The sequence below is a fragment of the Rhodococcus koreensis genome (assembly GCF_900105905.1).
Lineage (GTDB): Bacteria > Actinomycetota > Actinomycetes > Mycobacteriales > Mycobacteriaceae > Rhodococcus_F > Rhodococcus_F koreensis.
The window spans coordinates 1-14,820 of record NZ_FNSV01000004.1 but is presented as its reverse complement, the minus strand read 5'-3'; the positions used below and the strand labels follow the sequence as shown (position 1 = coordinate 14,820).

Genomic DNA, 14,820 nt, shown 5'->3' with positions numbered 1-14,820 from the left:
GTGACGACGCACGAGTGCAGATGCGTGGGGCGTGTGAGTCAGCGAGGTGCCCTGCTCCCCGTGTGGTGGTAGTTGGGGCTGCGGCGATCGGTGGATGTGTGCCCAGTGCTCGTCGCGGCACACAGCCATCGACGGCCGTGGTCAGAGGGGTCGGCACCGCACACTGTCGGTCATGCCGCTTACGCTGGGGGCGTGTTCGACGACGGAGGTCGCGGTGGGTGACGGCAGCCTTTTCCACGCCGGTGCGGACCGCCTCCATGGTGGCCGGACCGATTGTGAACGGGAGGTCGACATTCATTTGCGGAGCAAGGATTTTTATCTTTCCGAGATGGCCCGCGCCAACGAGAAGGCGCGGACGGTGCTGCGGGTGCAGTGGGCGTTTCTCGCCGCCGCGTGCGCCTGTGTGGGGCTTCATGTGGTGTTCGGTGCGTGGTGGTGGCTTCTGGCGATCGTCTTCGCGGTGGGGACACTTGCCTCGGCGACGGTTCATCTCCGGTATGTGAGGCAGTCGAGGAAGGCGTCCCGAGCGTTCCACGCACTCGATGGGGCGGACTCGAAACGCCCGGAGAGCTGAAGCGGGCCTTATGGGTTGGTGGCGGAGCCCGAGCCGGGTGAGATGACGGGCTTCTTCCCGGTGTCGTATGGCGTCGTGCCCGGAGCGCCTCGGCCACCGCGGTCGTGGTGCGATTCACCGTCGGTGACGGGACGGGGTGGGCGAACCACGATGTCACGCGATGTCGAGGGACTGTCGTAGGCACCTTCTGGCACCGCGCGTCGATACACCCCGTGCCGGCCACCTCGGCCGGGGCCGGAATTTGTGACGATCAGTGGCCGAACGGGGGCCTACTGAGGTGACCAATCCAGGCGCCGATGCCGGTGGGCGTGATTTTCGGGCCGCGGGTCCCTGTGATGTCGGTGCCGTCGGTGCGGAGCGCTGCAGGGTTGCAGTAGCCGCCGATCGGGCGGTGTTGGCGGCAGCCGGAAGTTCTAAAGCTCCAAGGCCTCCCGCAGTCGGCGTGCGCTCATCGCCCCGGGCTGCTCCTGTTGTGGGAAGGCGTCGAGCAGCCGGATCAGCTCGTCGCGGCGGGTGGGGTCGGCGGCGCAAGCGCGCGGGGTGTGACCGCCGAGGGCGGGGATTGCTTCGTCGAGCCACTGCTGCTCGTATCGGCGGATGTGCTCGGCGAGCACGGCAGCGATCTCGGGATCGGCGGGGTCGGGTTGGTGTGGGCGAACACCCTTGTCCTGCATCTGTGCCATCAGCTCCGCGGCCGGTGTCCGGGTCTGCTCACGGAGTCGCGCCCCGGGATCGGCGGCGCCGACGGCGTCGATAAGCGAGGTGAACCGTGGCTCGTTCATTGTCTCGATCTCGAGGATCCAGGGTTCGGTGTGGGGCGATAGGTTCAGCATGCCGAGGACGCTGTCGTGCTCGGTCCAGGTCCACCGGTCGTTGTCGGCGGCGCCGAAGCGGCGGCTGAGCTTGCGCCGGATCCCGGCGGTGTCGGCCACCTCGAACACGGCCCGGCACGCGATCATCGGGTGCCCGTCGGTGGTGACCAGTCGCGTCGGCGCGAGGCGGGCGCTGAGGAACTCGACGAGTTCGGCGGGGTCTGTGGCATCGGAGTCGAGCAACTCGATCAGCTGACCACGCTGGGCGGGCGCGATCGGTTCGATGCCCCCGAAGATCTGCATTGTGGTCCCGGCGGGAACGACTCGGGCGGAGAAGAAGTCACCGACCCGAAGTTGTGTGCTGGCGGCCGGATCGGTGACCTGCTGGCGGTCGCCGGTGCGCACGTCGCGCAGCGTCAGCCCCTCGCCCCGGCGCACTACCTCGACCTCGTGCACCGACCGGTCGGCGAGCAGCCACTGCTGCGCGAGGAGCAGTTCGTCGGCGGGCAGCAGCGCGCCGCGCTCGGTCACGAACCGCTCGAACGCGCCGCACTCGAACAGCACCACATCCACGATCAGCGGGTCATCGAGCGCGTGTAGCAGCGCGAACGGATCGTCGTCGTGGGAGGACCGGATCTGGGCGAGCGAGAGCAGCAGCGGTCGCCACGCGATGCCCTGCGCAAAAGACGCTGCCTTCTGGTACAGCCACGGCGCCCGCTGCGCGAGCGGGTGCTCGGCCTTGCCGAGGTGGCATACCTTGTACTTGCGTCCGGACCCGCACCAGCACCGATCGTTGCGTCCCAGGTCCGGCCGGTCGACGGGACGAAACATCTGGAGCAGCTCGTACATCGGTTCGCGATCCCCGCCCGGGATTCGGTCGAGCAGCCCGATCGCCCGCACCGCGTCACCGCGATCGGACGCGAAACGGGCCAGGGCCTCGAGTGCCTCGTCCCAGTTCGGGTCCACCGACACCGCCCGCTCGTAGTGCCGCTCGGCGTCGGTGGTCCGTCCGTCGAGTTCGGCCGCCTTGCCCGCCAGCCAGTGCGCGGTCGGGGCGATCCGGCGGGGGCCGCGGTCGCGGAGCACCGCGGCAGCGGCGTGCAGGGTGTCGGTGCCGGCGCCGCAGGTGGCGTACGCCTCGCCGAACGCGGCGCGGGCCGCGTTCGGCGAGGCGAGCCCGCCGAACCGGTCACCTGAGTTGGCCACGAGCGTGTCGATGGCGCGTTCTCGGTCGTCGTCGGGGGTGTGCTCGATCACCCTGATCAGGGCCGTGAAGGCCGTGACCGCGTCCGTCTCGTCGTCGGTGAGGTGGTGCGCCGCCGCGACCGCCGCGGCGTGCGAGGCCCCGCGGTGGGCGGCGAAGTCGAAACCTGCGGTTGCGATGACGTCGCCGTCGCACACGTATCCGGCGGCGGTGATCAGATCGCCAAGCGGCAGGGTCGGCGCCGTCAGCAGGGCCGGGTCGTCGGCCATCAGCTGCCAGAGAATGTCGTCCAGCGGACCGGGGCCCTCGTGCGGCACCAGGTCGGCCAGCGCGCCGGTGAGGTCGGGTGCTGGTGCGAGCGGAACTGCCGCGGCGGTGAGCCGCATTACGCCGTCGACGAGGGCGAGCGCGACCAGGTCGCCGGGCCGGAATTCGGCGAGCGCATCCGGTTCGAGCAGTAGCGCCGCGTCCGCGGGCCAGTCGGGATCGCGGACGCCGCGTTCGTCGAAGACGTCGTCGTCGAGGTCCCGGAAGATGGTGTGCAGCCCGCCTGCTGCCGGGTCGTGGTCGTCGAACGGCAGCAGCGGTGTCAGGTCCGGGTGGGCGTCGAGGATGCCGGTGGAGATTTCCACGGCGGTGAGCCGGTGGGTGAGCACGCGCCCGGACAGCAGTGTGTCGAGGGCTGCGCTGCGACCGTCCGCGAGGTAGCCGAGCCGGGGGTGGTCGATGTACTCGGTGAGTTCCTCCATGTCGGCGAGATAGCCGTGCCCCTCGGCGACCAGCAACCGCGCCCATTCGTCGGGATGGAGGGGGCCGTGCTCGCGGAGCAGGGCCATGGCGGCTTCGACGGTGGGATCTGTCGGATCGGTCACCGGGCGATGGTATGCCAGGCGCCCGCCGTCTCGTCGGAAGCAGCGGGCTCGGCGTCGGCGCGGTGCAACACGCGGGCTGCGGTTCCGGCACCACAGATGAGACGCCTCCGCCACATGTGTGAAGAAGCGCGCCAGATCGGCTGAGAACCGACACTCGTGTCCGTCGCCGAATCGGAACGTACATTCCCACGGCCCGGCGATTCTGGTGGGGAGTGGGGGAGTGGCAGCATAGTCGCAGTTCACATCGGATAAGTAGGTTGTCGATGAGTGGGGAGCGGGGCACAAGAAGCGGTACTGAATCGGGTTCAAAGACACTCGATCAGGCCGGTAGCGCCGATGTCGGAGATGCCGGTCGGTCGTCATCGGCACCGCAACGCCGCGGCGCGGACACTCCCCTGACACCTCGGCGGAAATCGCGCATCCGCGCTCGGTCTGGACCGGCTGCCCGGGGACCTGCTCTGACCCGAACCGCGACGTGGGGTTCCTGCGCATGCTGTTCTCGGACCGAAGAGCGTCGGGATGTCGATGCTCCGACCGATCGACGTCGCTCTTCTCTGGGCGGGCACGAGAGTGCCGTCCTCGTTTCGGTCGGCGCGCCTCAGGCGCCTCCGGCGGCCACCCGCCTGAGACTGACGGCGCGGTTCAGTGGCCTCGGCGCCCGACTGGTGTTGACGCGGTACACACAAGACCGCGCGGCGCCGTCACTGCCGGGCGAAGAGTGCCTCGATGAGCGCGGCCGCGGATGCGGTCTTCGCCGCGGTTTTCGTGGTGGCGTCGGCGGTGGCGGTGTGGCCGGCGAGGTGCACGGTGGCGGTGAAGCGGGGTGCGTGCGCGGGACCGTCGGTGCGAATCTCCCACTCGGGTGGGTCCTGATGGTTGTTCTGGGCCAGGCTCATCAACCAGGCGGTCGGGTTGGATAGTGCCTTGGACTTCTTTGCCCCGTCCAGATTCAGTGCGGCCGGCGTGGTCTTCCGATGCGGTTCGACGGACTTGGCGGGCCCGGAATCCTGTGGCGCCGGTGGGGGAGTCGTGGGTTGCGTGGACGGCTCGGTGATGGGCCAGTCCGGTTCGGTGTCGGGGTGGTCGGTGCCGGTCAGCTGCGCCCGCAGTGCCGCCCAGAGGGCGGCCTGTTCGGCCGGCTTCTTCGCCGCCGCGGTGGTCCAGGGTCCGCGAATGCTGCGGTGGGTGGCGCGGGCGGCGAACAGCGGGTGGTGGTCGGCGCCGCTCTGCCGGGTCTCGAGGTCGGTGGGGGGTTGATCGGGGTGGGTTTGCCGCCACACCGACACCACACTCGGCCCCATCTCCGGGTGGGTGTCGGCGAGGGTGTCGAGGACGCGGAGTTGGATCGGGCGCCAGGTGGGGTCGGCGGCGTCGATCAGGACCGCGACGTCCGGGGCGGTCAGCAGGTCGGCGTCGACGCGGCGGGCGAGTTCGGCGGCGATCTCGTCGCGAAGTGGTGCGGTGGCTGCGGTTTTGAGGACCTTGTGGAAGGTGCGGGCATCGAGCGCGGTGAGATCGCGTGCCGCCTCTTGGGTGACGATGCGGTGGTCGGCGTGCTTGAAGTGGTTCTTCTTCGCCTCCCGAGACTGGCGGGTGCGCCGGTTCAGGTCGGCGCCCAGGGCGGCCAACTGATTCGGGGTGTAGGGGGTGGGGGAGTGGTCGAGGTGGGCGAGGATGATCCGCTGGTTGATCAGGTCGGCCACCCGGCGCAGCGGGGAGGTGACATGGGTATAGGCGCTGAGGCGAAGACCGGAATGTCCGTGGACCGTCGGATCGTACGTCGCGGCCCGCAGCGTCGACAGCAGCCGTCCGCGGAGTTTCGCGAACAGGTCCGGGTCCCCGGATGCGGCGGCGATCTCGGTCATCAGCTCGTCGGCGGGGCCGGCGACCGGGTTGGGTCGGTGGTTGCGAAACAGAATCGGCAACCCCTGCTCCACACACCAGAGGGCGACGGCTTCGTTGGTGGCGATCATCAGTTCTTGGACGATGACGTAGGCGACGGTGCGCAGTTCGGCGGCGATCGGCACGATGGCCCCGTCCTCGTTGGTCGCCCATCCGCGGGTGAGGTCGTAGAACGCGAGGGCACCGCAGTTGCGGCGGGCGCCGAGCAGGGCCTGCGCGGCCGCATCCGCCGCCGCCAACTGGGCGTGCAAGGGATGTGCCGGGTCGGTCAGGGTGCCGGGCACCTGCGCGTGGTCGACGGCCGCGCACCGTCCCGACGGGATCTGTCCGCGCCCGACGGTGACATCGGCCAGTCGGCCGTCGGGGGTGAGGGTGCCGGTGACCTGAAGGCTGGTGCGCGCGGTTTCGGTGGTCAGGGTGGCGGCCTGTTCGGCGGTGTCGCCGAGCATTGGGATGGTGCGGCCCGGCAGGTATCGGGTCTCGGCTCGTAGGAACGACTGTTCGTCGGCGACCGACCCCAGGTCGACGACGTCGGCGACGCCGGCGATGTGAATCTCGACCGTCCACCCGCGGCCGCCGGTGAGGGGGGTGACGGCGAAGGCGTCGTCGCGGTCCCGCGCAGTCGCGGAGTCGATCATCAGCAGTGTCGACAGGTCGGTCGTGGTCGGTGATGCCATGGTCGCTTGCCCCCTTGATTCACTACAGGTCTTCGACGATAACCCGCTGCTGTCCCTGCGGGGTCGCCGACACACGACGCCCGGGCCAACCCCAGGCACAGGCGGCGTTTCTCGTGCGAGGTCCCCATGGACTGGTGTGCGGTCAGCACTGGTGGGGTGTCGCTACCCCGGCCGACGATGTGGACGGCCTTGGCGGTGATTCTCGCGGGGCAGCACGAGCGGTCACGATGAGGACTCCGAGCCCGTCATCTGGCCGAACATGACGATGCCCGCAATCCAGGTCCCCCGGTCTCGTGGGATGTCCTGCTCGACGGTGACGTCTCCGAGCCCACGGACATGGTCGTCTGAGGCCCCGTCCGCGAACGGTCACACCGCCAGCCCGCACGGGGCCTGTGATTACGTGGAGCGGCCCACCCGCTGCGCGTCGGCACACAGCCGGGGCCGAAGAAGGGACGCGGTCCCCATCAAGGGGCGTTCCGGAGCGCACTGGAACTACACCCACGGGCATGTACCCACCGAAAGCGACCAGCCGGTGAACGCGTACGCCACGGGCAGCCGGGACGACGCTCGGCGGGGTGTGCTCGCCGACGACGAGTGGGACATCCCGTTCGAGGGCACCTACCCGCTGCCGGAGGCGCAGCGCGCTGCGGCCCGGCGGTGAGCGTGGCCGGAGGACCACTGCGCGAAACAGTTTCACGGCAATGGGTGCACCTGGGCAGCACGGGCAGCCGCTGCACCCGGACAGTGGCCGGAGCGCCCTCGATCTGTGTCGGGCACCAAGGATCGGAGCGGCAACGGCGAGACGGGATCGGGTTTCATAGTGGTGTCCGCCGGTAACTGGCCGCCAACGACCCGTTGCCAGTGGTGGGGTCGCGGCGCGCAGCCACGCCCACGGTGGCTGGGGTGTGCGGACATCGCGCAGTGTCGGTGACGACCTCTACGCTGACGGTGCGCGATGGCAGGTGGTAGCGGCGAAGGACGCGGACACTGTGTCCCCGGTCGCCGTGGACGGTTGCCACCGGTGTCGGATCAGTTGAGGACGGGAGATCGACATTCATTCACTCAGCCAGGACTTTTATCTTGCGGAGACGACTCGTGCCACAGAAATGGCTCGCACGCTGAACCGTGTGCAGTGGGGGTTCATTGCCGCCGCCGGTGCCTGTGCGGTGCTCTATCTCGTGTTTGCCGCGTGGTGGTGGTTTCTGGCGATGGTCTTCGCGGCGGTGTCGGTTGGCGTGGCGATTTTTCACCTCTGGGTGGTGCGAAAGGGGTTGAAGGCGTCCCGCGCGTTTCGTGCCGTCGGTTCGACGGACTCGCAACACCTGGGGGGCTGACGTCGGCCTTGTCAGATGTGGTGAAGGAGATCGGGCAGGGATGAGGTGATGGTGGCGTGTGCTATCCACATCCTCCCCGGAGCGGGGTCGCCGGGTGTGCCAGGTCTTCGACCGCCGGGCGGCTGCAGGTGAATCCGATCCGGCCGAGAATGCGTGTGCATTCCCGGCCCGGCCCGGCGTGTGCAGAGCTTCGCGAGTTCGCCGTACGCGGCCTTGCCCGGCAATTCGGTGAGCTCGGATGCAAACGACTGCCAGACGGCCTTGGTCCCCACGTATGCGTCCGGGGAGCCGGAGCAGTACCTGTCCGGGTCGGCGCCCCTTCGCCCCAGCCGCGGCGGTCGCACTCGGTGATGGTGGTCCTGAGGACCTGTTCGCCGTCGGGCGTTCGACCCATTCCTGGGGGCGGCGGATCGGAAGCTGCCAGCACACATCGGGACGTCCCGGGTCGGCGCCCTGCTGGTTCCCCACCATGAGGAGATGCGGACGTACGGCGCGGCGAGGGGATCGGTCAGGTCGCGTCGCTGGGGTCGGGGCCGGTCACGGCGAGGGCGGTGGCGGCAACGGCGGGATCCGTGCCGGTGATCGTGCCGCGTGTCTTCCCGGAGAGAAGTTCGAGGACGTCGAGCGTGGGGCTGGCGACGGCAGCGGTTCCGAGGGTCGGACTGCCCTTCGTGCGCCAGCCGAGGCCGAGCAGCAGGTTGCGGATCTCGCGGGTCCATTCCTCGGCCGGGATGCCGCTGGCGACGACGGCGAGTGCCAGCCAGCCCGCCTGGCGGTCGAACTCGGTCCTGCTCACCGGCAGTCGGGACAGGATGTGTTGCCACAGCGCCAGTGGCTGGTTACCGCTCCGGCGGGCGAGCGCGGTCGGCGCCAGCCGGCCCTTGCGCACACTCACCAGGCCGAGCGCTCGCGCGCTGTCGCGGAGTTGCGCGACCGGCCACGTGAGGTCTTCGCGGTTCGCCTTGCCGATCCACCAATCGGTGACGCCGGTCCGCTCGGCGAGCTGCTCGACCAGTGCCGGTGGAAGGTAGCCGGCGCTGGTCAGCCGCACCCCGTCACCGATCAGGTCAAGCAGTGTGACGTACGGCTCGGTCAGGCGGGCGGCGTCGGCCTCGGTCACCTCGACCGCGGTGTGGGACGCCGACCGTGCCAGCAGCTGCGTGAGTGCCCGGTTGCCGCCCCGCTCCAGTTGCTCGACCAGCGCGGCCAGTTCCCCGGCCACCCGGAGCGGCGCGGCCACCGTCGCCGCGAGGGCGGTGTTGGCCTCGTCGACGTCGAACAGGTCGGGGTGCCAGTCGAGCGGTAGCCAGTCGCGGGCGTGGCCGGCGTCCTCGAACGGGGGCGGGACGGACGACGGGTCGCATCCGCCGCGCACCCACGCCGCCAGCTCCGTGTAACCCCAGATCCCACCGCAATCCTCGGGCGGGCAGGCCATCCGACCGCCGGTGCAGCGCACCTCGGCGGGCGGCTCGTCGAGGATCGCTTCCACCGCGAGCACGTGGTCCCAGCCGTCACCGAAGTCGTATTGGTACCAGAGGCGGTCACCGGTGCCGGTCAGCACCTGATCGAGCCGGACGCCGTTTTCGAGCACGCCGTCCTCGCCCTCCTCGACGTCGAACGGTGTGACGAAGTACGGCGACCGGGGATCACCACCCGTGCGGAACCGGTGCAGGTGGCCGTCGAACCACCCCATCGCCGCCTGGATCACCATGTGTAGCCGGTCGAGGGTGAGGTCGCCGGGCAGCTCGAGCCGCCGCCACACCGGCGGTTTGGCGCCGATCAGGTCGAGCCGGACCCGAAAGCCGCGGATGCGGGTCGGGGCAGCACCGACCGTGGGCTCGGGGGTTCGCAGCGCATTCTCGATCAATGCGATCGAACGATCCGCCCCGATCGCGCCCAAGAACGCCTGTTGCTGCTGCGGGGACAACTCGGCCATGAGCTGCTCGGCGAGCCGTCGTACGTCGTCTGAGGTCGGCACGAGATCAGTCAACCATCGACGAGAACCGGCATGCCCCGCCGCTCCACGAACCAGCGCCCGCCGCCGCGATACTCGGTGTGCGGGCTCGTCCTGTCCCGATCGGCACCGCGCAGATCCAGGACTCGAGCAGGCACGTCTTCCGCACCCTGCGGTGAGGAATCTGAAGTGGCAGGTCGGGCTTCGTTGAACCTGCTGTGGGGCCGGACTTCGCCAGTGGATGTTGCTTGATTTCGCGTGAGTATCCGTGGTGGAGGATTCCCACGGCGAGACGGGTGACCAGTCGGTGGCGCCGATATGCTGGATGCCGCCGAACGGTATCCACGGACCTTCACCTGGCCCGACATGTGCGGATGTGTGCAGACGCGGGAGCCTGTCGATCGGTGAAGCAGAATGGGGTGCCATGGACGATGCGGAGTTGGTCGAGCAGGTGCGGCGGCGATGGGAGCAGGGTGTCCCGCCGAAGGTGATCGCGCGTGCGCTGGGTGTGCGGCCGTCGGTGGTGACGCCGGTGGTGCGACGAATCGCCGCCGAGGCCGACGTGTCCCGAGGCTTGGGGCGGGTGCTGGGGTGCTGGGTCAATTGTGGCTGGAGTGTCGGGCTGGGCCTCGACGGGCATCCGGAGTGGGCGGAACTGGACGCTCCCGCCGGTGAGGCCGAAGGCTTCGCGCAGGTGCTGGTGGCACGGGAGGGACGGCGTGGTCGGGCGACCGTGCGAGGGTACCTGGCCGATGTGCACTGCCTGGGGGTGAAGAACGCCCGTGACCCCGAAACCATGGACGCGGGCAGGATCCCCACCGCCGTCCGCACCTACTATGCGGCGTTCGACCGTCCTGCGGTGGAGATTCCGATCGAACTCGGCCGCGAACTGATCCTCGGGGCGGCGGCGTATGCGCGCGGGCTCGGTTTCGAGCCCGCCGGCGCCTTCGATGAGGATGCCGCCGCGTTTCTGGGTGAGTGGGACGGGCCGGGTCGGATCGAGTTCGGTAGGGACGGTCAGCCGTTCTACCTCAACGGGCCCTACGACAATCCGGCTGCCGTCATTGCGACCCTCGAGCGATCCGTGGGGGCAGGGAACTTCCACGTCTCGGTGGCCGTGGGACCGATGTGACCGCCACGAACACACCTGATACCGAGGGGAACGCCCGACTCCATGGGCCGTGAGCCGAGCCGCAGCCCACGCCGGCACGACAACGGCAACCGCCACGACCAACCGGACATCACAGGCGGGCCGGCATCGGTGTTCGGTTGGATCATGGTGGACGAGCGGGTCGATGTTCGTTGTCGGCTGCACCGCGGGCGGTGTCCCCTACGGTTGTTTCGAGGACGAGCCGGACGGCGACGCATTCGGCGCTGTCGCCGCGGATCCGTTCGGCTGGCCTGGCACGCGGCCCCGGCCGGATAACCGATCCGGCCCGGCCCGGTCGACTCGACCCCGGTCCTCCATGTGTGCTATCGACGCCGGCACCCACTTTTCGAGTGTGGCGGTGCCGAACGTGCATGCCGAGAACGGATTCGGTTGTGGTGGCGTGTCTCTCGGACCTGCCTCCAGATCCAAACCGGTCGCGAATGGCTACACGGGGCGGTCGGCCCACCGCGTGTCGAGCTGATCGTCAACGCACTGGCCGAGCATGTCGATCTGCCAGAGGCAACGCGGAATCTCGGAACGGTGGCGGATTCGCCACGTCACCGCCAACCGTTCTAAAGATGTGTGCGGTCGGCTATCGGTGTCCGGCGCGCTGTCTGCGTTTGCGGGCTGTGTCCGGGCGGCGCCGCGGCCCGCTTGTCATCCTCGGGGGATAGTACGAACGTGGTTGTCGGTGACGGTGGAGCTGCTCGGCGGATGTCACCGGCGGCGAGGACGTTCATCTCGTCGAACCGGATTGGTGCACCTGTCATCGACGGGCATCGGACCCGAACGCGGTGGTGGGGAAGGGGCTGGGTCCGAGCGTGAGGGTGACCGAGGTGGGGTGGAGTCCGACTTGCGGCCAGCTGGTGGTGATGGTCAGTGACTTGGTGGTCGGGTAGGTGCCGATCCAGTACTGCGGTGTGGTGCGATACGGCCCGGATCCGTCCTGCCCGGAATCGGGTGTCGGGTGGAACGGGTCGGCGAACCCGGCGAGGTCGTCGGCGCCGAGGTGCACGGCCAGGTAGGACCATTGCGCCGTCCAGTCCCCGGGGTCGGTCAGGGGCCGGGTTTCGTAGCGCGCGAAGTCGGCGCGGACACCGGTGACGCACAGTGTCAACCGCAGCCCCAGCCCGGACGCGAATGCGGTCGCCGCGGACAACTCGAGGGCGAGATCCTTTTCCGCCGCGATCGGCATGCCCGCGTGCACGACGATCCCTCCGGTGGTGGGCGGCGCGAGGGCCGGCCAACGATGGCGGCGCATGCTTCATCGTCGCATCACCCGGCCCCGCGGTGCCTGTGAATTTCCTGAGAGTCCCACTCCCAGAAAGTAATTTGAGGCCACAACCTGCAGGCCGGTAACGGAAGATCGGGGTGCATATCCACCACAAGCGTGCTGCCGCCCGGCGAGCGTATCTGTCCGCTCCCCGGGTAGCGGGTGGGGCATGCCGGCCGGATCAGAGGGCGGCGGTGACCAGACCGGCGACGCCGGCGACCGCGACGAGCGCGAAAAGGGCCAGCGGAAACAATCCGAGGGCGGTGCACACCAGGGTCGTCAGCAAGGCCAGGCCGATGATCACGGCGATACCCGATTCCCAGGACTCGAGCAGCGCCATATCGGTCGGCGCAGCCTCGTCGCGGCCAGTGGCGGGCTGGGTGGTGCGCAAATGCGGGCCGGGGATGGCGGTCACGGGGTGCGGATCCTTTCTGGGCGTTGCTGGTTCGTGCGGGTCCCGGTATCGGGTGCAGAAAATTTAGCACTCTCTATGGTGGAGTGCTAATGCAATATCGCCGTCGGCATGTCGCGGTGAACGCCGTGGTCGACTGCACACGGTGGGAGGCACCTCAGGTCAACCGCGGACAACGGACCCTCCCCCCGGGGGGCGGACGGTCCAACCGTCGGCGGACCGGTTGCACGCAGCCGCTGCAGTCCTGCGCGTCCGGAGGTTCGTGCATCGGTAGTTGCACCGACGGTGCGGCGGAGTGCGCTGGGCGTGCAGTCTCATATCTGCCGGCGTCGCCGACGACGGCACTGATCGGCGGTGGCGAACCGCGGGCCGGCGAGCGGTGACGGATCCGTGGCTTCTGCCCTCGTCGGGGGCTTTCGTGAGAGTTCACGGGGACGGGCCCGGTGCGGGGGACGTGTCATCGGACCAGGTGGGCGTAGTGCGCCACTCGTGCGCGACGCGCTGAGTCTTCGCCCTTCATTGAGCCAGGACACTCGGGCTGCGAGGGGGTCGAGGAGCGGATCGCTACCCAACCCTAAAGAAGCTAAAAAAGCTAAAAGGGACGTCCTGACCTTCCTGCGGCGTGCCGACCGACATTCCCTGGGTGCGGTGCCCCTCGACGAGGTGGCGCAGGCCATCCGGGAGCCGATCGAGGGCACCGAGCGCTCGATCGCCGAGGCCGACTGCCGCACCGCGGCGGAGGCCACGAACGGTTATCCGGTTCTGATTCAGCTTGTCGGATAACACATTTGGCGGCAGAACCGGACCGCGGCGGTGGTCTCCACCGGCGATGTCACCGCGGGTGTCGCCGCGGCCCGCCGCCGGATCGGATCGTTGGTCCTCGAGCCGAGCCTCGCGGGGATCTCCGACGTCGACCGGAGTTTCCTGGTCGCGATGTCGCAGGACGACGGCCCGAGCCGGATCGGCCAGATCGCCGTCCGACTCGGCGTGGACAGCACCTATGCCAGCCAGTACCGGTTGCGGCTGATCGACGCCGAACTGGTCGCGTCGGTCGGTCACGGGATGCTCGACTTCACCATGCCGTACCTGCGCGAGTACTTGCGCGAGCACGCCGCCGCGCTGGGGCTGCCGAGGCATTCCTGAACTCTGAGGTCGCGCCGCCGGCGGATCCATCGGTTGCCGTGTGAAATGAACAACGCACGAATGCCACCGAACGTGCAGGTGAACCGCTGCGTCGGAATCCTGGGCCGGCCGGGATGTCGGACATGCGACCGAGTGGCGCCGGGGCCACACGCTCCGGTATACCTCTGCAAACAGGGTGACCGGTTTCCTATATCGACACGGCGTGACCGGGACCCCGTGGCCACATGAAGGCCTGACGCCCGTTCTCCCCGGCCCGGCGATCCATTCCCGGGCTCGGAAGAAACGGAAAGGGAATCGGCAGTGTCACCCGCAGGAACCGCACCGCTACCGGCGTACCAGACCCCGACTGCCGGGGTGGGGTGGCAGGAGCGGGCCGCGTGCCGCGGACTCGACTCGTCGGTGTTCTTCTCCCCGGACACCGAACGCGGCCAGGCCCGGGCCCGGCGCGAAATGCGGGCCCAGCAGATCTGCCATAACTGCCCGGTGCTCGCCGCGTGCCGTGACCATGCCCTGGCGACGGGTGAACCGTACGGAACCTGGGGCGGGATGACCGAAACCGAGCGCAGGCGACATGCCCGCCGCCGCGGCGAACGCCGATCGCTGCCACCGCGGCGACCGGAATCCGGCGATGCCGAACGCGAGTGGGCATCCGCCCGGTAGCGGACGCGGCACCGATCCTCGGACGCACCCAGGGTCGCCCGCGCCGGCGGCCTCCCCCGTGCCCTGCTGGAGGCACCCACCATCTGCGTAGGGTGTTGGATCGGCCCCCGGAAGCACATCACCGGAGGCGGTGGTGGTCGGCTTCCACGCGGCTGGATGGGGCGGCCTTGCCGTCGCACCCGTTTGTTGCCATGCGTCCTCGAGCCGCGCCGTAGCCGTCGTCGTCGATCATGTTCGGCAGGCCGGCACCACCCCCACGCAGGGCGGTTCGGCACCCCATCTCGGTCCTCACCCGTGGTGAGGTCGGTGTTCGTCTACTGCGTGGGGTTGCTGCGACCACGCAGTCGGTCCCGGTAGTCGTGCAGCCGGACCACCGCCGAGTGCTCGGGGTCGACGAACAACAGACTCTCGTCCCGCAGGATCCGGGCGGCGACACGATCGCACCGATAGGCGAACGCTGCGATGTGTTCGGACGCGGTGACGTCCTCCGCCAGCCGCAGGGGAAGGCGCGCGATGCGGTAGCCGAGTCTGATCGCGTTCAGCGGTAGCGACCTCATCGTCGTCATTGCACGATGCTAGGCCGGTGCGCACGCCCGGTGGTTCGGCGGATCCCGCTGTCGGCCGCTGAGCTCGGCGGGGTTATCTGGTACTTCCAGTACTGTCATCAGATCCGGACCGACGAAGAACGCGAGGAGTGGATCTGTGGCACGCAAGGTCGTGGTGGAGCTGGTCGACGACATCGACGGCACCGTGTTCGGTGACGACGGCGAGAGCATCCACTATGCCGTCGACGGCGTCGAGTACGTGATCGACCTGAAGGACGAGCACGCCAGGGAGCCGCGAGACGTTCGAG

General features: G+C 69.1%; 15 protein-coding genes and 1 pseudogene. 8 read left to right on the top strand and 8 right to left on the bottom strand.

Annotated features, from left to right (window positions below):
• Positions 1 to 172: 172 nt before the first annotated feature.
• The gene (locus BLV94_RS02730; RefSeq protein WP_072948858.1) at positions 173 to 574 is read left to right on the top strand and encodes a hypothetical protein; all 402 of its coding nucleotides are present in this window, start codon (positions 173 to 175) and stop codon (positions 572 to 574) included.
• 413 nt (positions 575 to 987) lie between these two features.
• Here the strand turns inward: BLV94_RS02730 and BLV94_RS02725 are convergent, their stop codons facing one another.
• The gene (locus BLV94_RS02725; protein ID WP_072948856.1) at positions 988 to 3,462 is read right to left on the bottom strand and encodes an SEC-C metal-binding domain-containing protein; all 2,475 of its coding nucleotides are present in this window, start codon (positions 3,460 to 3,462) and stop codon (positions 988 to 990) included.
• Between the two features lie 701 nt (positions 3,463 to 4,163).
• Entirely contained in the window at positions 4,164 to 6,041 is a 1,878-nt protein-coding gene (locus BLV94_RS02720) for an RNB domain-containing ribonuclease (protein ID WP_072948855.1), read from the bottom strand.
• A gap of 400 nt (positions 6,042 to 6,441) precedes the next feature.
• Here BLV94_RS02720 and BLV94_RS02715 point away from each other — a divergent pair, with 400 nt between their 5' ends.
• Both BLV94_RS02715 and BLV94_RS02710 read left to right on the top strand, forming a co-directional pair.
• Positions 6,442 to 6,702, top strand: coding sequence for an AAA family ATPase (locus BLV94_RS02715; protein WP_244163436.1), 261 nt, complete (start codon positions 6,442 to 6,444; stop codon positions 6,700 to 6,702).
• Positions 6,703 to 7,168: 466 nt separating this feature from the next.
• The gene (locus BLV94_RS02710) at positions 7,169 to 7,375 is read left to right on the top strand and encodes a hypothetical protein (protein ID WP_143169048.1); all 207 of its coding nucleotides are present in this window, start codon (positions 7,169 to 7,171) and stop codon (positions 7,373 to 7,375) included.
• Between the two features lie 11 nt (positions 7,376 to 7,386).
• Here BLV94_RS02710 and BLV94_RS50315 read toward each other — a convergent pair.
• The 3 genes and pseudogenes from BLV94_RS50315 to BLV94_RS51435 form a co-directional block, all read right to left on the bottom strand.
• A pseudogene (locus BLV94_RS50315) lies at positions 7,387 to 7,813 on the bottom strand (DUF3109 family protein); the annotation flags it as partial.
• Between the two features lie 70 nt (positions 7,814 to 7,883).
• Positions 7,884 to 9,353 carry a plasmid pRiA4b ORF-3 family protein gene (locus BLV94_RS02700; protein ID WP_244163435.1) on the bottom strand — a complete coding sequence of 490 codons (1,470 nt, stop codon included), beginning with the start codon at positions 9,351 to 9,353 and terminating at the stop codon, positions 7,884 to 7,886.
• Between the two features lie 8 nt (positions 9,354 to 9,361).
• On the bottom strand, positions 9,362 to 9,487 hold the full coding sequence (locus tag BLV94_RS51435; RefSeq protein ID WP_279635321.1) for a hypothetical protein: 126 nt from the start codon (positions 9,485 to 9,487) through the stop codon (positions 9,362 to 9,364).
• A 266-nt stretch (positions 9,488 to 9,753) separates the two neighbouring features.
• On the opposite strand from BLV94_RS51435, the gene BLV94_RS02695 reads away from it, so the two are divergent.
• Positions 9,754 to 10,461 carry a hypothetical protein gene (locus tag BLV94_RS02695; RefSeq protein ID WP_072951735.1) on the top strand — a complete coding sequence of 236 codons (708 nt, stop codon included), beginning with the start codon at positions 9,754 to 9,756 and terminating at the stop codon, positions 10,459 to 10,461.
• A 784-nt stretch (positions 10,462 to 11,245) separates the two neighbouring features.
• Here the strand turns inward: BLV94_RS02695 and BLV94_RS49870 are convergent.
• Both BLV94_RS49870 and BLV94_RS02685 read right to left on the bottom strand, forming a co-directional pair.
• On the bottom strand, positions 11,246 to 11,740 hold the full coding sequence (locus BLV94_RS49870; protein ID WP_074933541.1) for a hypothetical protein: 495 nt from the start codon (positions 11,738 to 11,740) through the stop codon (positions 11,246 to 11,248).
• Positions 11,741 to 11,933: 193 nt separating this feature from the next.
• A complete protein-coding gene (locus tag BLV94_RS02685) occupies positions 11,934 to 12,167 on the bottom strand; it encodes a hypothetical protein (protein WP_074933538.1) in 234 nt (77 codons plus the stop codon).
• Between the two features lie 645 nt (positions 12,168 to 12,812).
• On the opposite strand from BLV94_RS02685, the gene BLV94_RS51430 reads away from it, so the two are divergent.
• From BLV94_RS51430 to BLV94_RS02675, 3 genes are all read left to right on the top strand, one after another.
• Positions 12,813 to 12,947 (top strand): hypothetical protein, encoded by a 135-nt coding sequence (locus tag BLV94_RS51430; RefSeq protein WP_255315083.1) that lies wholly within the window; start codon positions 12,813 to 12,815, stop codon positions 12,945 to 12,947.
• 30 nt (positions 12,948 to 12,977) lie between these two features.
• Positions 12,978 to 13,307, top strand: coding sequence for a hypothetical protein (locus tag BLV94_RS02680; protein ID WP_072951841.1), 330 nt, complete (start codon positions 12,978 to 12,980; stop codon positions 13,305 to 13,307).
• A gap of 300 nt (positions 13,308 to 13,607) precedes the next feature.
• The gene (locus BLV94_RS02675) at positions 13,608 to 13,967 is read left to right on the top strand and encodes a WhiB family transcriptional regulator (RefSeq protein WP_072950941.1); all 360 of its coding nucleotides are present in this window, start codon (positions 13,608 to 13,610) and stop codon (positions 13,965 to 13,967) included.
• A 314-nt stretch (positions 13,968 to 14,281) separates the two neighbouring features.
• On the opposite strand, the gene BLV94_RS02670 is transcribed toward BLV94_RS02675, so the two are convergent.
• A complete protein-coding gene (locus BLV94_RS02670) occupies positions 14,282 to 14,533 on the bottom strand; it encodes a hypothetical protein (protein ID WP_072950917.1) in 252 nt (83 codons plus the stop codon).
• A 136-nt stretch (positions 14,534 to 14,669) separates the two neighbouring features.
• On the opposite strand from BLV94_RS02670, the gene BLV94_RS02665 reads away from it, so the two are divergent.
• A partial coding sequence (locus BLV94_RS02665; protein WP_208613686.1) for an Lsr2 dimerization domain-containing protein occupies positions 14,670 to 14,820 on the top strand: 151 nt, incomplete at its 3' end.

Coding starts and splice junctions, on each gene's coding strand:
- BLV94_RS02720 (WP_072948855.1), bottom strand. CDS start 6,041: ATGGCATCACCGACCACGACCGACCTGTCGACACTGCTGATGATCGAC.
- BLV94_RS02670 (WP_072950917.1), bottom strand. CDS start 14,533: ATGACGACGATGAGGTCGCTACCGCTGAACGCGATCAGACTCGGCTAC.
- BLV94_RS49870 (WP_074933541.1), bottom strand. CDS start 11,740: ATGCGCCGCCATCGTTGGCCGGCCCTCGCGCCGCCCACCACCGGAGGG.
- BLV94_RS02730 (WP_072948858.1), top strand. CDS start 173: ATGCCGCTTACGCTGGGGGCGTGTTCGACGACGGAGGTCGCGGTGGGT.
- BLV94_RS02695 (WP_072951735.1), top strand. CDS start 9,754: ATGGACGATGCGGAGTTGGTCGAGCAGGTGCGGCGGCGATGGGAGCAG.